Raw genomic sequence first — 20,670 nt, 5'->3', positions numbered from 1 at the left:
TTTTCTCAAGTTGCGTCATGCTGAATTTATTTCAGCATCTATCATGTAAAAGATTCTGAATCAAGTTCAGAATGACGACTCCACTAAATAATTTCTAAATATCTTTTCAGTTCCCAATCGGTTACCACTTTTGCATATTGTTTACACTCCCACTCGCGGGTCATGGTGAAATGATCAACGAAATCTGCGCCCAGCAGCTCATGGGCCAGATCAGAATTTTTCATTTTTTGGGTGGCTTCAAATAAATTACGCGATAGTATACCGTTTGATAAATCGGTATATCCGTTGCCTTTGGTAGCTGGTTGTTCCAGTTTAAGTTTGTTTTTAATGCCATACATTCCGGCGGCTAAACAGGCCGATATGGCTAAGTAAGGGTTGGTATCCGAACCTACTATGCGTGTTTCTAAACGCGAAGCCTTTTTACTTCCCGGTAATGCCCGTAATGCAGTTGTGCGGTTATCAATGCCCCAGGTTACTGTGGTAGGTGCCCATGCACCTTTTACCAGGCGTTTATAACTATTAATCGTAGGAGCAATCATCGGTAAAATATGTGGCAGGCAATGCAACTGTCCGGCAATATAACTTTTCATGATTCCGCTCATTTTATCGGGCTCATTTTCATCATAAAAAAGATTGATTTTGTTGTTTTTATCCCATAAACTCTGGTGCACATGACCGCTGCATCCAGGTAAATTTTCGCTTATTTTAGCCATAAAAGTGGCCAGGATACCGTGTTTATATGCAATTTCCTTTACAGCGGTTTTAAATAGAATGGCCTGATCGGCAGCCTGCAGGGCCGGAGCATATTTAATAGCGGCTTCGTAAACACCAGGACCGGTTTCGGTATGTAAACCTTCAATCGGGATATCAAATTTGTTAAGCAATTCGAACAGATCGCCCATAAATGCGTTCTGATAGGTACTCCTTAAAATAGAATAACCAAACATACCCGGACTTAAAGGTTTCAGATTGGTGAAGCCTTTTTCATGTACGGTTTCTGGTGTTTCTGAAAAGTTAAACCATTCAAATTCCTGTGCAAAGAGGGGAGAAAATCCCTCATTTTCGCATTCGCTGATCAGTTTTTTTAACAATTGCCTAGGACAAACATGATTTGCCTTTTCCTGATCATCAATAAAATCGCCGAGAAAAAAAGGGACATCATATTCCCAGGGAATTTTCCGGAAGGTACTTAAATCGATTTTAACCTGCGCATCCGGATAGCCGGTATGCCAGCCTGTGTATTTTCCGTTATCATAGGCCACATCGTTGGCATCCCAGCCGAAAGTAACATCACAAAAACCCAAACGGCCTTCAACCAGCGAAGCAAATTTTTCGGCAGCAACATATTTCCCCCTTAAAATCCCGTCGATATCAGCAACAGCTAATTTTACTTTCCCGGATGGATGATTTTTTACGTAATCAAGAATTTCTTTGCTCGTACTCATTAATCTGCCTTTTTAAAAATTTTATATAGTAGAAATATGCCTAAAACAATGCCTGAATAGATCAAACCTAATTTAAGGTTATAAATCAGCATTGCGATAAAAGAAACACACGAAATAATTAACGCAATGATGGGAAACAGGGGATAAACCGGAGTTTTGAATGGCCTTACCATTTCAGGCTTGTTTTTCCTCAATACCATTACGGCTACCATCGAGATGATGTATAAGGTAAGTGCTCCAAAAACAGAAATGATAATAATTTCGGAGGTTTTACCGGATAAAAGAGCGATAATCCCAATGATCATATTACCGATTAATGCATTTGCAGGTGTCTGAAATTTTGGAGAAATCTTACCCAAAATTGCCGGAATACTTTTAACACGTCCCATTTCATAAGTTGAGCGCCCGGCCGCCAAAACCAATCCGTGAAATGATGCCACCAAACCGAACAAACCTACGGTAATAAGCAAGTGGTACATTAAATGGTTATCGCCGGTAATCATCGAAAGTGCGAGAGGTAATGGAGAATCGGAAGTTTCACCCGATTTCCCATTTTTATATACAATGGCTTCCCAACCGCCAATACCAATGGTGGAGATAAAAACCAGTACACATAAAACAACCAAAGTAAATATTCCCCAGCCAAAACCTTTGCTTATATCGCGCTGCGGATTTTTGGTTTCTTCGGCTACATTGGCAACGCCTTCGATACCCAGAAAAAACCAGATGGCGAAAGGGATTGCAGCAAAAACACCGCTCCAGCCATTAGGGAAATTATTGTGGATCAGGCTTTCTGTACGAAATTTAGGCAGAGTAATTCCAGAGAACAAAAGCAGTTCGCCAACCGCCAAAACGGTAACAATTACTTCGAACGAAGCGGCGGCCTTTACACCATAAACATTTAAAGCCGTAAAAATAAAATAAACAGCAATGGCGCTGGTAAGGATGGGTACCTGTGGGAAAAATGCATTAAAATAAGCCCCAATCGCGAAGGCAATAGCTGGTGGTGCAAATATAAATTCGACCATTTGCGCAATACCGGCAATAAAGCCAATATTTTTACCCAACGCAGTGTTGGCATAATCGAAAACCCCACCGGCTTTAGGTATGGCGCAGGCCAGTTCGGCATAACTGAAACTAAAGGTTACATACATCACCATAATGGCAACAGTAGCGATGGCCATACCCAGGGTGCCACCTTTTTCGAGGCCCAGGTTCCAGCCAAAATACATCCCCGAAATTACATAACCAACCCCCAGGCCCCATAACATAAACGGGGTAAGCGTTTTCTTTAAGCCATCTTTTTGTTCCATTGTATGGATTTATAAGATTTAAATAGGTTTATAAAATTTGCTCGAAAATGATAAACTATTAGCCTCGGTATCTGATGTTTAAAGTAGTAATTATTTTTTAGTTTGAGGAGTTAATAAAATTGATTTTTGATTAAAAATAAAAAAACCAATGACAGTGCATTGGTTTTTTAAAATTCATTAATGATAGTTTTTGTCTACTCCGAATCGCGGTTTTTATTCACAATCTGGCTATCTCTCGTGTTTTTCTGTACCGTAATGGCACCAAAAAGAGATAGTAAAAAGGCAAAGGCATAAAATCCCTTTTCGCTAGGTAATAAAGTGGCATTCCATAAACCAATTACCAGTAAAGTAATGGTTAACAGGGTAGAAAACCAGCTCAGACCATAGTAAATTTCTGTAACAGGGATTCCTTCCAATTTATCGCGAACAGCTTTTTGTAAAGAGATTACGGCAAAAAGGCCAAACATCAATACGGTAAAATAATATCCTTTTTCGTTAAGAAGCATATCAGAACGCCACAGGCCTACAATAAAGCCGATCATTCCGATACCTAATGCAATCCAGGCGGCTGCCACAAATGCATTCGATGGTTTTTGATTCATTGTTTTGAGATTTAATTTAATTCTTTACAAAACGTTAAAGATTGGGAAAAGGTATAAAAATAAAAAGACACTAAGCTAACTTTTTTTAGAAACAGGAATATTGCTTTAAAAATCAAACAAAACCGGATCTTTTGCATTATAGCTGTATACCCTTACCTTAGTGATATGCGAACCTTGCTTACTTCTGCCCAAATGCGCAGTGCCGATCAGTTTACCATTGCCAACAAACCCATTGCTTCTATCGATCTGATGGAAAAAGCAGCCAGGGCATTTGTACAATGTTTTTTGAGGGATGAGTTTGATACCACTAAAAGTGTAGCCATTTTTTGCGGAAAAGGCAATAACGGTGGCGATGGATTGGCTATAGCGCACTTATTGCTAGCCAACGGTTATGATAATGTGAAGGTTTATATTGTTAATTTCAGTGATAAACAAAGCGATGATTTTGCCATTAACCTGCAACGGATAAACGAGTCGCGATGTAAAAAAACGGATATCAACCAGCCATCAGATCTGAAAAATTTAAAGGCAGATCTCATCATCGATGCCATTTTAGGCTCGGGTTTAAATAAACCTTTGAGTGGTAATTATGAAGAGTTGGTTCGCGCTATCAATAAACTTAATAAAAAGGTATACGCAGTTGATGTACCTACAGGTTTTTTTGCAGAAGGAAAGCAGCCTGAAGATTATAATGGCATTAAGGCCTATAAAACCATCTCCTTTCAACGGCCAAAAATTAATTTTTTCTTTCCCGAATCGACGGCTGCAACCGAAAAATTCGAGGTAGCAGATATTGATCTTGATGAAGCCTTTATCCAGAAACAGGATTCAGATTTTTATTTGATCGGGGAAAGCGATATTCAAAAAATCCTCCTTCCGCGGAAATTGTTCAGCCATAAAGGAACTTATGGTCATGCGCTGATTATAGCCGGCAATACCAATACCATGGGTGCTGCCTTACTTTCGTCGATGGCGTGTTTGCATAGCGGTGCAGGTTTAACCACTGCCTGCATTCCACAAAGCGGTTTAACAGCACTTAATACCACTTTGCCAGAAGTAATGGCGTTGCCAAGAGACGAATACACCAGGATTGAAGACCTCAAAAAATACCAGGCGGTTGCCATTGGACCTGGTTTAGGTACCAATCCTGAAAATGAAAAGCTATTAGAAAGTTTGATCTTCACTGGTCAGCCTTTGGTAGTTGATGCAGATGCGCTGAATATTTTGGGAGAAAGATCTGATCTGATCGAAAAACTGGCTCCAAACAGTATCCTCACTCCTCATGTAAAAGAATTCGACCGTTTGTTTGGCGGGCATGAAAGTTGGTGGGATAGGGTGCAAAAGGCTAAAGAACAGGCAAAAAAGCTCAAGATCGTGATTATCCTTAAAAACCAATATACTTTTATCTGCCTGCCAACAGGTAAAGTGCTGATTAACCCAACCGGTAATCCGGCAATGGCCCAGGGTGGAATGGGTGATATTCTTACCGGGATTATTGCAGGTTTTGTAGCGCAGAAATATTCAGCAACCGATGCTGCTATTCTGGCTTGTTACATCCATGGCAAAGCTGGAGATGGTTTGGCGCACGATCATTTTGTAGTTACAGCATCTCAGATGGCAATAAGAATATCAAAGGAGATTAAGATCCTCATCTCCAAATAGTTTTAAAATTGGGTTGTGGAAAAAAAGCGAAGCTATCCTACTATGTTTCTAGTTAATAATTTATAGTTTAAGGGAATATTTATCAGATATCTTAAAAACGGAAAAAAATTATTATGGCACAAAAAGAGTATACGCTGAATGAGCTTATTAAGGAATCGGCAGAAAACCCGGCAGAAAACGATTTTTTTGAACTGGAAAAACCGGCCCTGCTTGAGGTTAACTTAAAAAATCAAAAGATTTTAGCTAAAGCCGGATCAATGGTAGCTTATATCGGTAACATCGATTTTAAAAGAGAAGGTTTGTTGAGTAAAGGATTGGGTGGTTTGTTAAAGAAAGCCATCTCTGGCGAAGGAACATCGCTGATGCACGCAACCGGAACCGGTAAATTGTACCTGGCTGATGAAGGCAAGAAAGTAAAAATCATCAAACTTCAAAATGAATCGGTTTTTGTTAACGGGAACGACGTTTTAGCCCTGGAAGAAAACATCAAAAATGAAATAAAAATGCTCAAAAGCATAGCCGGGATGATGAGCGGTGGTTTATTCCAGGTAAAACTATCGGGAAGTGGATACATTGCCATTACCACGCATGGCGAACCGATTTTATTAAGGGTTACAGCCAACCAGCCTGTTTATACCGATCCAAATGCGACTGTAGCATGGTCGGAAAATTTAACGCCTAATATCAAAACCAATTTAACCTTTGGCTCATTCATCGGCAGGGGAAGCGGCGAATCGTTCCAGTTAGAATTTTTTGGCGAAGGCTGGGTGTTGGTGCAACCTTACGAGGAAGTGAAATACGCAGCGAAATCTTAAGTTATTTTTTGGTTCGTGGCGACACGAACCAAGGTGGTAGAATTTTTTAAAAAAAGTGGATCTCAGCGAGACGCTAACAATGCTATTAAGTTAAGCCAATAACCCCAGATAATATAATTTAACCACAGATAAAAAGGACGCACACAGATAAAATCCGTGTTTATCTGTGTGCATCTGTGGTTAAAAAACCTAACTTAATAGCATTTGGAGACGCTAAGACGAGTAAAAGTGGAGAAATCTGCAACGATAGATTTCTCCCTGCCCGAAGCAGGCGGGCATTTCGCTGCGCTTCAGTCGAAATGACGCTTAAGCGGGAAGGAAACAAAAAATCCCGGCATTTCATCAATGCCGGGATTTAATATGTTTAGTTAATAATGCCTATTTTAAACGCCGCCCATTACGGTAAGTTTCTCCATGGTTGGATTAACACTTCCACCCATAGGTTCTAAAGTTACCGCAAAAGCTTGTGCTTCCTGTATTGCCTGCATTTTTACCAGTGCTTCATTATTGGTTGAATCTGTTTTACCAAATACACCTAAACTTACTGGTTTGCCATTTACCAGGGCCCACAACTGATATTCGTGCTCCGCATCAGCTTTCGGCAAATCCATCGCCACATAGTTGATCAGCACACTTTTATCTTTTTTGTTCCAGAATACCTTCATTTTAGAGGCTGGGCTAAACGGCTGACCAGTCATGCGGATGGTTGCCCATTCCTTACTTTCTGCCATTGCAGCGATATTATCCAAACCCTGGTTCTCGTATTCCAGTTTACTCACAATCCCTGCAAATTTTTGCTTATCAAGGCTTAAACTTGCAATCTGGTCGTGTGCATCGTTTAACTTGTTATAAGTAATAAACAATGCGGCCGTACTTACTACCAATAAAGCTACACAGGCAACTAAGGCATAACGTAAAGTTCTCACTTTAGCATCACTTCCATCCAAACGTATAATTCTTGGTTCTTCAGTATAAATTGGTTCGGGTTGAACATTCACATTCTCTTCAACTTCACTTAATCCCAACTTTTCGAATAATCTTGTTTCTACATCTGCAGATGGTTCTACAGCATTTTGCATAGCATATTGCTCCATAGCCTCCTCAATGGCGGCTATCTCATCTCTAACCTCTGGGTTTTGAGATGCCATTTCCTCAACCTGCAACGCTTCTTCAGGTGATAAATCACCTAAAACGTACAGTTCAAGTACTCCAGATTCGATATATGCTTTTAAATTTTCCACGCTCAATTAAAATTCCTTCTCAATTCAATAATAGCCAGGCGGATCCGGGTTTTCACCGTACCTAATGGCAGATCTAACTTTTCTGCGGCTTCCACATGCGTGAAACCCTTGTAATAAACTAAATCAAGAACTGCTTGTAAATCCGGTTTAAGGTTATCTACAAGTTGCTTAACACCAAGAACATCCGGGTTAAACGTAACCTTGTTTTGTTCATCAACGAAACTTACGTTATTTTCTATATCTTGGTTTTTGAGTGAATTCTTAAAATCTTTAGAACGGAGTTTGTCGATCGATAAATTGCGGGCAATATTCATCATCCACGTAAACAAACGTCCTTTGGTATTATCGTAGTGTGCTGCCGATTGCCATATTTTAACGAAAGTTTCCTGTAATACGTCTTCAGCAAGTTCGGTGTGGGTAATAATGCGTGAAATAACACCATATAGCGCCGACGAATACATACTGTACAGTGTTTTTAGTACCGCTGGATCTTTCGATTGCAGTGCTTGAACAAGTTCCGGCTCAGTTAGGGTTAATTTTTTTAATGCAGTCACTATTGGTTACTAAGATACAATTCAGAACACTAAAAGCAAAAAAATGTTTTAGAAATGCATTCCATTAAAGAGTACGATTTCTAAAACATTCTAAAACCGATGAATAGATAATCGGTTTAGGCTATTCCTTCAATTGGAAAAAGGTGTTTTTCTGCATGGTATGATGAACGTACCAACGGACCGCTTTCTACATATTTTAGGCCTTTTGCCAAACCTGCTTCTTTGTACATCGCAAAAGTATCTGGGTGGATCCAGTCTACAACCGGATGGTGGTTGCGGGTTGGTTGTAAGTATTGGCCTAATGTTAAAATGTGAACACCATTGGCCACTAAATCGTCCATGGCTTCGAAAATATCTTCTTCGGTTTCGCCAAGGCCAAGCATAATACCTGTTTTTGTTCTTAAACCAAATTCCGAAATTCTTTTTAAAGCTTCTAAACTTCTGTCGTATTTCGCCTGGATACGCACCTGACGGGTTAAACGCTTAACAGTTTCCATATTATGCGATACCACCTCAGGGCGTTCTTCTAAAACGCGGTATAAATTATCCCACTGACCTTTAAAATCAGGGATTAAGGTTTCTAAAGTAGTGATTGGGCTTTCCCTGCGGATAGCCTGTAAAGTTTCGGCCCAGATAATCGACCCGCCATCTTTTAGATCGTCGCGGTCTACTGAGGTAATTACGCAGTGTTTTACACCCATTAACCTTACCGAATCGGCAATGCGGTTGGGCTCATCAACATCAACTGCTAGTGGGCGGCCTGTAGCTACTGCACAGAAAGAGCAGCTGCGGGTACAAATGTTACCTAAAATCATGAAAGTTGCCGTACCTGCACCCCAGCATTCGCCCATATTCGGGCAGTTTCCGCTTTCGCAGATGGTGTGCAGCTTATGCGTATCCACCAGGCTACGAACTTGTGCATATTCTTTACCAACGGGCAATTTTACGCGTAACCAATCTGGTTTGCGTTTAACTTCAGTTACAGCAGGTACTACCGGTAAATCAATCATGCTACAAAGTTAATGAATAGGATTGAATTGTTGCAATGCCGAAATGTTTGAGGGTTGTAATAAATAAGGTTAACTGGTTAATTGTTTACCCTTCGGCTACGCTCAGGGGGTTAACTGTTGGGCGCGACTTGCGAAGTCAGCGCAGGCCATCGCGCATGGCATACTTCGCAAGCTGGCTGGCCTAAAGGTCTTTTTCAAATGCAACCTGCCGTTTATTCTCTTTAAAGCCTGTTCGTTCATAAAACTGATGGCTTTCGGTACGTTTGGTATTACACCTCACTTTTAATTTTTTTACCCCATGTTTTTTTGCCCAGAGGTTTACGCTATCTATTAACTGTTTTCCTATTTTCTGGTTGCGGTAAGCAGAATCGACAACAAGGCCGCCAATTTCGACAAAAGCATCAGATTCAAGGCGAAGTGTATAAAAACCATGGATCCAACCCACCACTTTATTTTCGAGTACGGCAACATAAGCGCAGTTTTCGTTACTGTTATTCATCTGCCTGATTCTGGCCAGTATTTGTTCTGCATTGCTTTCGTAACCAAGTTGGGTAGATAACTCGGCTACACTTTCGGCATCTTTTTCTGATATTGTTCTGATTTCGACCATTTGTAATCACGATTTAATATAAAACTAAGTTAAAGTTTAAATTTATTTGAGGCCAGCTTACGAATTCGCACAGGCCAGCGCTAAGGCCGACTTCGTAAGTTTAGCACGGCTTTGTCACCCAAAAGCACCAAACCGTACCACCTAAACCCTATTGGAGCGGCAGCTCCCGATTTTTATTCGCGACTACAGCGGAAAGAGGGACTGCAGTAACCGATAAGCACTACAGTGCCTTTCCGAATAACAGTATAGCAATCAAACAATCTAACAATAAAACAATATAGCAATCAAACTATTTAAGTTAACCATTCTTTCCGGCGTGTAAATGTTAGCTAAAAATCATAAGCTTAACAATACAATTTTAAACGTTTTAACTTTCTAACTAAATCTTACATTTGCAGTATGGATACTGGCTTACAGCTTTACAATACGCTTTCACGCAAAAAAGAACTTTTTCAACCCTTAAATGCACCCAATGTTGGGATGTATGTTTGCGGTCCTACTGTTTATAGCGATGTGCATTTGGGCAACTGTCGCACTTTTATCTCCTTCGATTTAATTTTCAGGTACCTTAAATATGCCGGTTACAAGGTACGTTATGTGCGAAACATTACCGATGCAGGCCATTTAGAGGGCGATAGGGATGAGGGGGATGATAAGTTTGCAAAACGTGCAAAATTGGAGCAGCTTGAGCCGATGGAAATTGTACAGAAATATACTTTGGGTTTCCATGATGTATTGCGCATGTTCAATACGCAGCCACCAAGCATCGAACCTACGGCTACCGGCCACATCATCGAACAGATTGAAATGATTAAGGTAATTATTGCCAATGGTTATGGTTACGAAGTGGATGGTAACGTATATTTCGACGTAGAAAAATACAGTAAAGAATATAATTATACCATTTTAACCAACCGCAACCTCGAGGATATGCTGAACAATACCCGCGAATTGGGTGGACAGGATGAGAAACGCGGAAGGTTAGATTTTGCGCTCTGGATAAAGGCAAAACCCGAAACTTTAATGCAATGGCAATCGCCATGGGGCATGGGTTTTCCGGGCTGGCATATCGAATGTTCGGCCATGAGTGCAAAATATCTGGGTGCCGAATTTGATATTCATGGTGGTGGAATGGACTTAGCGGCAACGCACCACACCAACGAAATTGCACAATCTGAGGCCTGCAGCCATAAACAGCCTGCACGTTACTGGATGCATACCAACATGCTTACCGTAAATGGCACGCGGATGTCTAAATCGGCTGGGAATGGTTTTCTTCCTTTAGAGTTGTTTACAGGAGCCCATCCGTTATTGAAAAAAGGTTATAGCCCGATGACGGTGAAGTTTTTCATGTTACAGGCACACTACCGCAGTACTTTGGATTTTTCTAATGATGCATTGGATGCCTCTGAAAAAGGATTCCGCCGTTTAATGTCGGCAATTGGTTTGTTGGATAAATTATCGGTTTCAGAACAGAACGATTTTGATATCGATGCATTGAAAGAGAAATGCATTGCAGCCATGAATGATGATTTTAACAGTCCGATTTTAGTTGCAGAACTTTTTGAGGCCGTGAGGATAATCAATACTGTTTATGATGGTAAAGGAAAAATCTCTGCTGATGCTTTAGAAAAGTTAAAACAACTGATCAACGATTTCGTATTCGATATTTTAGGGTTGAAGGATGAAGATGCCGGAGGAAACGATTTAAATGGCGTTTTAGATATGGTAATTAACCTAAGAACCGAAGCTAAAGCCAATAAAGATTATGCAACTTCCGATCGTATCCGCATCGGATTACAGGAATTGGGCATCCAGCTTAAAGACGGCAAAGAAGGAACAACGTGGAGTAAAGCTTAGGCGGTTTACGATTTCTCGCAGCATCATCCCCCTGCCCCCTTTAAATGGGGACAAGTTGTCCCGAGAGAAAAGTCTGTCCCCCTTTGAAGGGGTAAGCTGATTGCGTGAAAATAAATCACCTCATTTTAATCCGTGAGAGAGTTCGTCCCCTTTTTAAGGGGGCAAGAGGGATGAAAAAAGACCAGATTTAATGTAAAAGATTAATCAAAAGCGCAAATTGATTGCTATCTTCAATCAACCTTCTGTTTTTAAGAAGAGGTTTAAGATGCCATGGATAACAACCACTACAACCGTAAACTGAAAACTTTTGCCAGGGCTCATCGAAATGATGGTACCAAGGCAGAGATTAGGATGTGGTGTGAGTTACTACGCAACAAAAAAATGCTTGGCTATTCCTTTCTGCGGCAACGACCAATAGCAGACTACATCGCAGATTTTTTTTCGAAAGATCTAAAGCTAGTTATTGAAGTTGACGGACTTAGCCACCAATTGGAAGGTCAGTTTGAAAAAGATCAGATACGTGAAAAAGTTTTGAGGATGCTGGGCTTTAATATCCTACGGTTTACAGATGATGAAGTAATGCATGATATCGAGAATGTAGACAGGACAATTAAACATTATATTGAATAGTGGGAAAAGGAGCATCCACTTACCAGATAAAAAAAGTTACTGCGTCATCCCGAGCGAAAAGTCCGTCCCCCTTTTTAAGAGGGCAGGGGGATGAAAGAAAGCAGGGAGGATAGAAAGCAGGGATGAAAGAAAGCAGGGAATAAAAAAGCAGGGGGATGAAAAAAGATTAGGAATATGAAAAATCTTTTGAAGGAACACTACTTTTAACAATTTTCCGTTCATTTGAGAATGAATAAAAAACTTTTAATACTGCCTTTATTAGCGTTAATCGGATTTGAGGCATGCCAGAATAAAACAAAGCAAGATGCAGATCAAAATGGTGAAGAAACTGCAGCAAAACTTTCGTCGCCTGATTTTAATGCAGATAGCGCTTATGCGTATACCAAAACACAGGTAGATTTTGGTCCACGGGTACCCGGAACTACAGCACACCAGAAATGCGCAGATTATTTAGTGGCTAAACTAAAATCCTTTGGAGCAGAAGTGAGTGTTCAGGGCGAAAAAACACAGACTTATGATGGTAAAAGCTTTCAGCTAAAAAACATTGTTGCTGCATTTAATCCCGGTAAAAAGAACAGGGTTTTAATTACTGCGCATTGGGATGCCCGCCCGTTTTCGGATCAGGATCCGGACCCCAAAAACCATACAAAAACTTTTGATGCTGCAAACGATGGTGCAAGCGGAGTAGCAGTAATTTTGGAAATGGCACGCCAGATACAACAAAAGCAACCTAATGTTGGGGTAGATTTTGTGCTTTGGGACCTGGAAGACTATGGCAAGGCAAATGATGAAACGCCTGATGAAACCACCTGGTGCTTAGGGTCGCAATATTGGGCTAAAAAAGCCATTGCTTCGGGTTATAAAGCGCTTTATGGTATTAACCTTGATATGGTTGGCGGTGGTAATGCACAGTTTACGCAAGATGAAATTTCGCGCCAGGCTGCACCGGATGTGGCAAACAAGGTGTGGGATATTGGAAACGAAATTGGTTATTCCTCGTATTTTACCAAAATTCCCAGCGGTAAACTGGTTGATGATCATTTCTGGATGAATAAGGCAGGCGTTCCCTCGGTTGATATTATCCATTACAACGATAACAGTGGTTTTTACATCAACTGGCATACCCAATTGGATAATTTAGCGAATATTGACAAAAACACCTTAAAAGCAACAGGCCAAACCGTTTTAGAAACCATTTACAGGGAAAAATAAAAGGTAAGATGTTCAATTGTTAATTATTTTTAAGACCATACACCAAAGAAAATTTTATATTCGCCAAACAATATTATCCTAATCAATAATGAAACAACTATTTTCAACTGCAGTAGCGTCACTTTTAGCGCTGGGTGCTTTTGCCCAAAAAAGTGATGGCACAACCAAATCTTTAGTAAATGCTGAAAAGGAATTTGCTAAATCAGTTGCCAAAAATGGAGATAAAGAAGCATTTCTGGATTATTCATCTGCAAACACTTTAGTGTTCAGACCAAACCCGGTTAATGCCAAAACTTTTTATACTGGTAAGGCAGACGCCCAAAATGATGTGAGCTGGACACCAAACCTGGCAAAGGTATCGCGCAGCGGCGATTTCGGTTTCACCACCGGACCATACGAAACCGGAACTTCAGAGAAAAAATATGGTCAGTACCTTTCGATCTGGAAATCAGAAAATGGCAGATGGAAACTGGCTATCGATTTAGGAACAGAAAGCAACAAACCTTTGGCAAAAGTTAACCAATCATTTGTTGAACCTAAAGACCATGTTGCGCCAAAGTTTTTAAATGAAAGAGAAATTAAAGCCGGAAGGGAAATTATCTTAACTACCGAGAAAACATTAAATACCTTGCTTAAAACCCATGGAATTGCTGCTTTTGGTGGCTTTTTAACCAATGATGCGCGTTTACTCTTCCCGGGCAATGAAGCCATTGAAGGAAAAGGAAAAATTATTGCTTTTTATAACGGCATGATCAGCAAGATCAACTTAAAAACAACAGGAGTAGATAAGGCGATTGGAAGCGATTTTGCCTATACTTATGGTGTAGCCACTATTGATTATAAAGCCGATTTACGCGAAAGCTTTAACTATGTTTTCGTTTACGAAAAAGCAGCAGATGCCAGCTGGAACTTAATTGTACAGGCTTTTGTACCGGCAGAAAGATAAAATAACAATGTGAATTAAAGAGGGCTATCGATAAAAAGAGGCCCTTTTTTTATGCCTTTAGCCTGCATTTACCTGCAATACCGTTGGATTTAGCCCCGATAGAAGCGGCATCCTTGTAGGGCAGCGGAAAGATATAGCGGAAAGCGGGACCAAAAATTAAAAACAGCACAATTTTTGCGCTTCAAAAAAAGATACTGACAAATAAAACAGCCTATTTTACATTTAAACTCATGCATAAAAAATTACTTCTACTTGTTACGCTCGCTTTATTCTTTTTTAATGTTTCGGCCCAGAAAAAGAAATTCGATATTCAGGGAAAAGCCGGTGCACGTGGTATTATGCCCGAAAATACCATCGAAGGAATGTTGAAAGCCCTTGATTTAGGTGTTACCACGATCGAAATGGATGCGGTGATCTCTAAAGATAAACAGGTGGTGCTTTCGCAGGAACCTTATTTTAACAATGAAATATCGTTACAGCCCAACGGAAAGCCCATTACGCTAAAAGACCAAAAGAATTTCAATATCTATAAAATGGATTACGAGGAGGTTAAAAAGTTTGATGTGGGCAGTAAAGTGCATAACCGTTTCCCCGGACAGATGAAGTTTAAAGCTTATAAGCCATTGCTTACCGAAACGATTGATGCAGTTGAAGCCTATGTTAAGGAACACAAACTGGCTAAACCGGTGTACAGCATCGAAACAAAAACAATCAAAAATGGTGATAACGAATTCCACCCCGAGCCTGCAGAATTTGTAGACCTGATTATGGAAATCATTAATGCCAAGAAATTAAGCAAAAGGGTAATTATCGAGTCGTTTGATATGCGTACACTGCAATACCTGCACGAGAAATACCCTAAAATTCAAACTTCATTATTGATTGATGAGAAAGAACCTTTTGAAAGTTATATCGAAAAATTAGGTTTTAAACCAACCATTTACAGCCCTTATTCGATATTGGTGGGTAAAGGTCTGGTTGACCGTTGTCACGAAATGGGAATTAAAATTATCCCCTGGACGGTAAATACGGTTAAGGAACTTAAATATTTTAAGGATTTAGGTGTAGATGGTGTACTTACCGATTATCCTAATATTATGGGCCAGTTAGAGAAATAACCTATCAGTAGGTGTCTCACTGACCGAAATAAATGAGTGACCTGGTTGGTTGGTGTGACACCAACCAATAAAACATAAAACAAAAAAAGCGCTGATATTCAGCGCTTTTTTTATGACTTTACTAATGCCTAGTGGTGCGATTCAGTAGCCTCTGTTTGGTGACCTTCTGTTTCTCCGTGAGAAGCAGCTTTTTCATGACCTGGGAAAATTGGTCTTGTGAAAGCCACAAGCAGGATTAAAACAATAATCCAGGCCGTTAATGGTAATGCCCAAATGCCTTTAGTTTGTTGAACAGGCGCATGTGAATCGTGAGCTGACATATCGAATATTTTTGATTTTAAAATTTATGCTTTGTAATTGTGTGGTAAAGATAATAACAAAATTAAAATAAAAAGATAAAATGCCGATTTGAATGTAAAAGCTTAAGGATAAAAGGCCAAGCCCTTTATCCCTGCAAATCGTAAACCATTTTTTTAGTGCTGTTCATTTTGCTTTTAATCCGGTTCTGATGTTCGAGCAATGTACTATGTTCATCCTGGATGGCATTAAACAGTTCTGCTTTTTTAAAATAGTTCGCTGCTTCTGCAAAATTCTGTTGCTGCTCTGCATGTAACCCTAAGCTTTCGTAAATATGGGCTTCGCAAACACCTGCAACATTTAAAGCTTTATTGGCGATTTGTTTAACCAGATTATGCATTTTAAGGGTAATTACCAGCTTTAAATAAGGTTCGTATACATCTGGAAAATCTGCATCAAGTTCGGTGCAACGTTTGTAATAATAACCAGCAGTTTTATAGTCTTTAAAACGTTCGTGATAAATATCTCCCAACTGAAAATAACCTCTGGCATAATCAGGATCGAAGTTAATAAGCTCATTAAAATACTGAAGCGCTTTAGGTAATTCGCCCCAATGCAATTCTTCAATGGCCTGTAGGTATTTTTCCTCTACAGTAGTATAAATGTCCATAACGGAATATATTAAATTTTGATAAGCGGTAATAGCTTAGCAAACGGGTAATGTAAATTGATTTTTAAATTTGGATTTTATGCTTTGATGGCAAAAAACACTAAGGGTTGGGAAGGAAATTTAAATCAATACCCAAACCCTTTATGCCACAAGACGGGCTAAAGTGCGATTTTTGGATATGTAGCTGACGTAGCATTTCTGTAAATTTGATGCAAAGATATTTATTTTCAGTGAATTGCAAATAATTTTTTTAAGTAGATCAGTTTTTCCTGTTAGTTAAAGCATTTTTAATTTGTCGCCGGTGCCTTAAAATATGAACAATGGCATGTTCGAGTATCTGTTCTACATCGTATTGTTGTCCCCACTTTGTATTGATCTTTTTAGATTGATCAAACTCTTCCATTGTAATGTGAGGGTTTTTAATGAAAAGATCTTCATTGTATATAAAAGCTTCCTTTAACCTGGAAATGTACGGTGTTACCTGGTCAAATTGTAATCTTTCAGGCCGAACGCTTTCTATGCCGATAGAATTTTCGATATAAACTGCATAACTGAACATCGAAGCGGTTACATGCGTTAAAATGGTTTGGATAGAAATACAATCTGTATTTGCGCTCTTTGGCTCGATGGTGCGAAGCAGTTGTTGCTGGCTGATTGGTTCAATTACCGCAATCAGTTCATCAACTGCTTTTTTATATTCATCTAGCAGTGCTGCAATGGCACCGGTAAGGTTGTCGTCTTCCATCGTTAACTCAAATATAATGTTTTATGATGAGTTTGTTTTTTGGTTGGGATTTTGTAATCCCAACCGATGCATAAAAGGATTTCAAATCCTTAGTTCGTAAGACGGGATTACAAATCCCGACTAGCGGAATAATTTCTATATAAAAATCATTATTATTGACAGATACGTTAACGTAAATAACTCCTAAAAGTTAACGTCATTTCGAGCGGAGCACAGCGAAGTCGAGAACCACGGAGTGCTCAGCGAAGCTAAATCTAACCTCGAGATAGATCTCTCCGATACGGAGATGACGTTTGTTTATTAGTCGGGATTTAGGTCACCATATCAATTACCCCTATATAAATCGGTAAAGGAATAATAGCTGAAATAACCATGAATTCTTTTTTCGACCGACCTTTACTTACCAGGGTAATGATCAGGAAAGTGACAAAGTAGATAAAAGTGAGAGATAGAATGCCTACAATCATACCTAAATCGGGCATGCCGCATCTTAGTTTTGTACTTACCGGCAGTGTATGGAAAAATATGAAAGTATATATCCAGCCAACGATATAAAAGACTAAGAATAGTATTGAAATTATCCTTCGCCATATAAACGCAAGGATGGGATTTACGATTTCCATTTACCTCTTTTATTCTTAATGCAGGAAATGTAAAAAGGTAACCAATCGCTGGTCTGGATTTATCGTCATTTCGAGCGGAGCACAGCGAAGTCGAGAACCACGGAGTGCTTAGCGAAGCTAAATCTAACCTCGAGATAGATCTCTCCCCGCCTGTACGGGCAGGCATTCCACTGCGTTTCAGTCGAGATGACGGTTTTTGGTTAGAAACTACAAATGGTAGCGAAGTCGAAGGAGCTCTGTTCAGCTGTATTTCCTCCGATAACTATCGGATCGAGATAACGGTTTTAGATTAAGGGCTGTTAATGATGGGTTTATAATCCCGGCTAACAACTACAATAAATCTTTAATGATTTTTTCGATTGATAAACCTTCGGCTTCGGCGCGGTAGTTGCGTACAATACGGTGGCGTAAAATAGGCTCGGCAACTGCTTTTACATCTTCAATATCCGGCGAGTATTTTCCGGTTACCGCTGCATGGCATTTTGCGCCCAATACCAGAAATTGTGAAGCACGTGGACCAGCGCCCCAGCTGATGTATTTGTTTACCGCATCGGTAGCAAATTCGGTATTCGGACGGGTTTTGGCGGCCAGTTTAACGGCATATTCCAAAACATTATCGGTAACAGGAATATCGCGGATCAGTTTCTGGAAATACTGGATATCATCTGCATGGATAATTTTCTGCAGTTGAATCGTTTTATTACTGGTGGTGTTTTTTACGATGTTCAATTCATCTGCAAAAGCAGGATAGTTTAACTGGATATTGAACATGAAACGGTCTAACTGGGCTTCGGGTAGGGGATAAGTTCCTTCTTGCTCAATCGGGTTTTGTGTGGCCAGAACAAAAAATGGTTTTGGCAGTGCATGCGTTTGTCCGGCTGCGGTTACCGATTTCTCCTGCATGGCTTCCAATAATGCAGCCTGGGTTTTTGGAGGGGTACGGTTAATTTCGTCGGCAAGGATAATATTAGAAAAAACAGGCCCTTTTATAAATTTAAAGTGCCTGTCCTCTCCTAAAATTTCTGCACCGATAATGTCGCTTGGCATTAAATCGGGTGTAAACTGGATCCTGTTAAAATCGAGGTCTAAAACAGATGCCACAGTTTGTACAAGTAAAGTTTTAGCTAATCCGGGTACGCCAACCAGCAAACAGTGTCCGTTGCTGAAAATGGCGATTAAAACAGATTTTATGATGTCATCCTGTCCAACTACTACCTTACTTATTTCGGCTTTAATGTTGTTGAAAGATTGGTGAAGTGCATCAACAGCTTCTACTTCGTTCTTATACTGCATTGGTGTTATTTTGCGGCTGTGGTTTTTGTCCAGATTTTTAATTCATCACAGGTATTAAATTCGTCGTCGATTTTAATGTAAGTGCTTTCGCGACGTTTTTGAAACCATTCGCTTAAAGTACGATTAATTTTATCACTTTGTGCAGCATCCCTGATTTTTGGGAAATCCTGTTTCATATTTGCCTTGTGCGGAGGGATTTTCGATTTTAAATATAAAATGCGGTAACCTTGTTTTCCATCAGCAGCAGTAAATAAATCAGGTTTGGAAACACCACCGATTTTCATGCTATCGATTACCAAAAATACCGATGGATCCAGTTTATCAACCGGGATGAAAGTACTTCTTGCCTGAACATTTTCGGCATTAAGCATCATACCACCATTATATTTGGTTTCTTTATTATCAGAATATAAGTTTGCAGCAGCGGCAAAGCTTATTTTTTTACCGATAATGTTATTATAAATACTATCGGCATGAAGTTTTAAACGTGTTAAACTTTCAGGTGTGGTTTTAGGCATAATTAAAATGTGCCTTACGTGTACCTGCTCGCCACGGCGCTCTAATACCTGTAAAAAGTGGAAACCATAATCCGTTTCAAAAACCGGCGAAATTTCTCCTGCTTTTAATTTAAATGCCCATGCGGTAAATTCTTTTACCATGGTATTTCTGTCGATAAAACCATAATCACCACCATCAGCTGCCGAACCCGGATCTTCTGAGTAGGTTTTAGCCAAAACGCCCATATCTTCGCCCGCTTTAACCCTTAAACGTAATGCTTCGATTTTATCGCGGAATTTTTGTTTCTCTGCCCGGGTTAACTGTGGGTTTAAAATTACTTCACCAACTTCAACTTCAGTATTAAATTCAGGGATGCTATCGCCTAATGATTTGAAGTATTTTTCAACTTCCATTGGGGTAACATTGATGTTTTCGGTGATTTTTTGCTGCATCTTTTGTGCAATCAGTTCATCTTTTACCGATGGCCTGATTTCATCTTTATACTGAAGAACCGATTTGTTCAAAAATTGCTCTAAACGCTCCTGACCACCGGCACGCTGCATACTGTAACGCATGCGTTTATTTACCTCATCGTCAACCGCACCATCCTCTACCATTACCGAATCAATTTCGGCCTGTTGTTTAAGCAGTTTCTGGGTTAGGGTTTGTTGCAAAATTTTACATTTAATCTCATCATTGGGTGTATTTCCCTGATAAAGATATTGTGTGTATTGTTGGTTCAAATCTGATAGCAGGATAATATTATTTCCTACAACAGCAGCAACTTTATCTACAGTATGCTTTTGCGCATAACTGTTTAAAAACAGGCAAATTAAAGCGGTTGCTACTAAAAAAACTTTCTTCATTCTATTTGTTATATTTTGCAAATTTAATATTTATGGTCAACTCTATCAGTTTGTTTATAACTTGGCGAGTTTTTTAAGCTCATTTTCGTTAATCCTTACCTGATATTTCTGTTTAAGGCTTTTTAGCCATTTTTCTTCTAAACTTTGTTGATAATCGGCAATTACCTCACCTCTCACTTCGTTTAAAGGTTTATTATAGTTTTTTTGATTTTTGGTATAAAAATCATTTATCGCCTGATCATCTTCCTGTGCCTTGTTCCAGATTTTTTGTTCTGAAACGTTGAACATTAAAACACCTTCGCGGTATTCGTTTAATAAAAAATCACGGTCTTTATTGCTCACCCCAACTTTTTTATGCGTAGTTAACGCATCCTCGTAAGTTCTGATTTCTTCCTGATAACTGGCACTTTTATCAAGCCCCATGTCGCGGGCATCCAAAACTTTAAGTTTAAAATTTATGTAGAGGTTTAAATAGGTTTGCAGGGTATCGTAAGCAACGCTAATGTTTCCATTGTGGCTTTTTTTGTAAGCCCACATAAACTCCCTGGCACTTATTGATTTACCATTAACCACAGCAACATTCTGTGCAAATGAAATGCCGTACATAAAGCTGAAAACAAATAAGCAATAAGCCTTCCTCACACAGAGCACTCTATAAAT

Annotated in this window: 20 protein-coding genes; 7 read left to right on the top strand and 13 right to left on the bottom strand. The window is 39.6% G+C overall.

Features of this window, described 5'->3' with window-relative positions:
* Positions 1-83 precede the first annotated feature (83 nt).
* From DRW42_RS18535 to yiaA, 3 genes are all read right to left on the bottom strand, one after another.
* On the bottom strand, positions 84-1,445 hold the full coding sequence (locus DRW42_RS18535; protein WP_113950316.1) for a glutamine synthetase family protein: 1,362 nt from the start codon (positions 1,443-1,445) through the stop codon (positions 84-86).
* Positions 1,445-2,758 (bottom strand): ethanolamine permease, encoded by a 1,314-nt coding sequence (gene eat, locus DRW42_RS18530; RefSeq protein WP_113950315.1) that lies wholly within the window; start codon positions 2,756-2,758, stop codon positions 1,445-1,447. The genes DRW42_RS18535 and eat overlap by 1 nt, the downstream gene beginning before the upstream one ends.
* A 194-nt stretch (positions 2,759-2,952) precedes the next feature.
* Positions 2,953-3,360, bottom strand: coding sequence for an inner membrane protein YiaA (gene yiaA, locus DRW42_RS18525; protein WP_113950314.1), 408 nt, complete (start codon positions 3,358-3,360; stop codon positions 2,953-2,955).
* Positions 3,361-3,525: 165 nt separating this feature from the next.
* Here yiaA and DRW42_RS18520 point away from each other — a divergent pair, with 165 nt between their 5' ends.
* Together DRW42_RS18520 and DRW42_RS18515 are read left to right on the top strand one after the other, a co-directional pair.
* On the top strand, positions 3,526-5,022 hold the full coding sequence (locus DRW42_RS18520; protein ID WP_244215315.1) for an NAD(P)H-hydrate dehydratase: 1,497 nt from the start codon (positions 3,526-3,528) through the stop codon (positions 5,020-5,022).
* A gap of 113 nt (positions 5,023-5,135) precedes the next feature.
* Positions 5,136-5,837 carry an AIM24 family protein gene (locus tag DRW42_RS18515; protein WP_113950313.1) on the top strand — a complete coding sequence of 234 codons (702 nt, stop codon included), beginning with the start codon at positions 5,136-5,138 and terminating at the stop codon, positions 5,835-5,837.
* 383 nt (positions 5,838-6,220) lie between these two features.
* Here DRW42_RS18515 and DRW42_RS18510 read toward each other — a convergent pair whose 3' ends face one another.
* The 4 genes from DRW42_RS18510 to DRW42_RS18495 all read right to left on the bottom strand — a co-directional run bounded on the left by DRW42_RS18510 (position 6,221) and on the right by DRW42_RS18495 (position 9,252).
* Positions 6,221-7,078: an anti-sigma factor gene (locus DRW42_RS18510; RefSeq protein WP_113950312.1), complete on the bottom strand. Its 858-nt coding sequence runs from the start codon at positions 7,076-7,078 to the stop codon at positions 6,221-6,223.
* A 2-nt stretch (positions 7,079-7,080) separates the two neighbouring features.
* Positions 7,081-7,632, bottom strand: a complete 552-nt coding sequence (locus DRW42_RS18505) for an RNA polymerase sigma factor (RefSeq protein WP_113950311.1) — start codon at positions 7,630-7,632, stop codon at positions 7,081-7,083.
* A gap of 116 nt (positions 7,633-7,748) precedes the next feature.
* On the bottom strand, positions 7,749-8,642 hold the full coding sequence (gene lipA, locus DRW42_RS18500; protein WP_025144173.1) for a lipoyl synthase: 894 nt from the start codon (positions 8,640-8,642) through the stop codon (positions 7,749-7,751).
* Between the two features lie 181 nt (positions 8,643-8,823).
* Positions 8,824-9,252 carry a GNAT family N-acetyltransferase gene (locus tag DRW42_RS18495; RefSeq protein ID WP_113950310.1) on the bottom strand — a complete coding sequence of 143 codons (429 nt, stop codon included), beginning with the start codon at positions 9,250-9,252 and terminating at the stop codon, positions 8,824-8,826.
* 399 nt (positions 9,253-9,651) lie between these two features.
* On the opposite strand from DRW42_RS18495, the gene cysS reads away from it, so the two are divergent.
* The 5 genes from cysS (at position 9,652) to DRW42_RS18470 (ending at position 15,018) form a co-directional block, all read left to right on the top strand.
* The gene (cysS, locus tag DRW42_RS18490) at positions 9,652-11,112 is read left to right on the top strand and encodes a cysteine--tRNA ligase (RefSeq protein ID WP_113950309.1); all 1,461 of its coding nucleotides are present in this window, start codon (positions 9,652-9,654) and stop codon (positions 11,110-11,112) included.
* A 270-nt stretch (positions 11,113-11,382) separates the two neighbouring features.
* The gene (locus DRW42_RS18485) at positions 11,383-11,742 is read left to right on the top strand and encodes an endonuclease domain-containing protein (protein WP_113950308.1); all 360 of its coding nucleotides are present in this window, start codon (positions 11,383-11,385) and stop codon (positions 11,740-11,742) included.
* 228 nt (positions 11,743-11,970) lie between these two features.
* Positions 11,971-12,954: a M28 family peptidase gene (locus DRW42_RS18480; RefSeq protein ID WP_113950307.1), complete on the top strand. Its 984-nt coding sequence runs from the start codon at positions 11,971-11,973 to the stop codon at positions 12,952-12,954.
* Between the two features lie 88 nt (positions 12,955-13,042).
* Positions 13,043-13,900 carry a nuclear transport factor 2 family protein gene (locus tag DRW42_RS18475; RefSeq protein ID WP_113950306.1) on the top strand — a complete coding sequence of 286 codons (858 nt, stop codon included), beginning with the start codon at positions 13,043-13,045 and terminating at the stop codon, positions 13,898-13,900.
* A gap of 230 nt (positions 13,901-14,130) precedes the next feature.
* Positions 14,131-15,018 (top strand): glycerophosphodiester phosphodiesterase family protein, encoded by an 888-nt coding sequence (locus tag DRW42_RS18470; protein WP_113950305.1) that lies wholly within the window; start codon positions 14,131-14,133, stop codon positions 15,016-15,018.
* Between the two features lie 128 nt (positions 15,019-15,146).
* On the opposite strand, the gene DRW42_RS18465 is transcribed toward DRW42_RS18470, so the two are convergent.
* The 6 genes from DRW42_RS18465 to DRW42_RS18435 all read right to left on the bottom strand — a co-directional run bounded on the left by DRW42_RS18465 (position 15,147) and on the right by DRW42_RS18435 (position 20,616).
* Positions 15,147-15,338 carry a hypothetical protein gene (locus tag DRW42_RS18465; RefSeq protein ID WP_113950304.1) on the bottom strand — a complete coding sequence of 64 codons (192 nt, stop codon included), beginning with the start codon at positions 15,336-15,338 and terminating at the stop codon, positions 15,147-15,149.
* A 125-nt stretch (positions 15,339-15,463) separates the two neighbouring features.
* Complete coding sequence (locus tag DRW42_RS18460; protein WP_113950303.1) at positions 15,464-15,985, bottom strand: tetratricopeptide repeat protein; 522 nt, start codon at positions 15,983-15,985, stop codon at positions 15,464-15,466.
* Positions 15,986-16,244: 259 nt separating this feature from the next.
* The gene (locus DRW42_RS29010) at positions 16,245-16,730 is read right to left on the bottom strand and encodes a DinB family protein (protein ID WP_167437813.1); all 486 of its coding nucleotides are present in this window, start codon (positions 16,728-16,730) and stop codon (positions 16,245-16,247) included.
* 953 nt (positions 16,731-17,683) lie between these two features.
* Complete coding sequence (locus tag DRW42_RS18445; protein ID WP_113950301.1) at positions 17,684-18,646, bottom strand: AAA family ATPase; 963 nt, start codon at positions 18,644-18,646, stop codon at positions 17,684-17,686.
* A 5-nt stretch (positions 18,647-18,651) separates the two neighbouring features.
* A complete protein-coding gene (locus tag DRW42_RS18440; RefSeq protein WP_113950300.1) occupies positions 18,652-20,010 on the bottom strand; it encodes a peptidylprolyl isomerase in 1,359 nt (452 codons plus the stop codon).
* 54 nt (positions 20,011-20,064) lie between these two features.
* On the bottom strand, positions 20,065-20,616 hold the full coding sequence (locus DRW42_RS18435; RefSeq protein WP_244215314.1) for a hypothetical protein: 552 nt from the start codon (positions 20,614-20,616) through the stop codon (positions 20,065-20,067).
* Positions 20,617-20,670 lie beyond the last annotated feature (54 nt).

Origin of the sequence: Pedobacter miscanthi (assembly GCF_003315595.1) — a bacterium.
Classification (GTDB): Bacteria; Bacteroidota; Bacteroidia; order Sphingobacteriales; family Sphingobacteriaceae; genus Pedobacter; species Pedobacter miscanthi.
The sequence above is the reverse complement of the archived record's forward strand: the minus strand, read 5'-3'. Positions and strand labels throughout refer to the sequence as shown.

Bases quoted from the DNA above. Each gene is read 5' to 3' on its own strand.
- DRW42_RS18535 (WP_113950316.1), bottom strand. From the start codon at position 1,445: ATGAGTACGAGCAAAGAAATTCTTGATTACGTAAAAAATCATCCATCC.
- eat (WP_113950315.1), bottom strand. From the start codon at position 2,758: ATGGAACAAAAAGATGGCTTAAAGAAAACGCTTACCCCGTTTATGTTA.
- yiaA (WP_113950314.1), bottom strand. From the start codon at position 3,360: ATGAATCAAAAACCATCGAATGCATTTGTGGCAGCCGCCTGGATTGCA.
- DRW42_RS18520 (WP_244215315.1), top strand. From the start codon at position 3,526: ATGCGAACCTTGCTTACTTCTGCCCAAATGCGCAGTGCCGATCAGTTT.
- DRW42_RS18515 (WP_113950313.1), top strand. From the start codon at position 5,136: ATGGCACAAAAAGAGTATACGCTGAATGAGCTTATTAAGGAATCGGCA.
- lipA (WP_025144173.1), bottom strand. From the start codon at position 8,642: ATGATTGATTTACCGGTAGTACCTGCTGTAACTGAAGTTAAACGCAAA.
- DRW42_RS18495 (WP_113950310.1), bottom strand. From the start codon at position 9,252: ATGGTCGAAATCAGAACAATATCAGAAAAAGATGCCGAAAGTGTAGCC.
- cysS (WP_113950309.1), top strand. From the start codon at position 9,652: ATGGATACTGGCTTACAGCTTTACAATACGCTTTCACGCAAAAAAGAA.
- DRW42_RS18485 (WP_113950308.1), top strand. From the start codon at position 11,383: ATGGATAACAACCACTACAACCGTAAACTGAAAACTTTTGCCAGGGCT.
- DRW42_RS18480 (WP_113950307.1), top strand. From the start codon at position 11,971: ATGAATAAAAAACTTTTAATACTGCCTTTATTAGCGTTAATCGGATTT.
- DRW42_RS18475 (WP_113950306.1), top strand. From the start codon at position 13,043: ATGAAACAACTATTTTCAACTGCAGTAGCGTCACTTTTAGCGCTGGGT.
- DRW42_RS18470 (WP_113950305.1), top strand. From the start codon at position 14,131: ATGCATAAAAAATTACTTCTACTTGTTACGCTCGCTTTATTCTTTTTT.
- DRW42_RS18465 (WP_113950304.1), bottom strand. From the start codon at position 15,338: ATGTCAGCTCACGATTCACATGCGCCTGTTCAACAAACTAAAGGCATT.
- DRW42_RS18460 (WP_113950303.1), bottom strand. From the start codon at position 15,985: ATGGACATTTATACTACTGTAGAGGAAAAATACCTACAGGCCATTGAA.
- DRW42_RS29010 (WP_167437813.1), bottom strand. From the start codon at position 16,730: ATGGAAGACGACAACCTTACCGGTGCCATTGCAGCACTGCTAGATGAA.
- DRW42_RS18445 (WP_113950301.1), bottom strand. From the start codon at position 18,646: ATGCAGTATAAGAACGAAGTAGAAGCTGTTGATGCACTTCACCAATCT.
- DRW42_RS18440 (WP_113950300.1), bottom strand. From the start codon at position 20,010: ATGAAGAAAGTTTTTTTAGTAGCAACCGCTTTAATTTGCCTGTTTTTA.
- DRW42_RS18435 (WP_244215314.1), bottom strand. From the start codon at position 20,616: ATGTACGGCATTTCATTTGCACAGAATGTTGCTGTGGTTAATGGTAAA.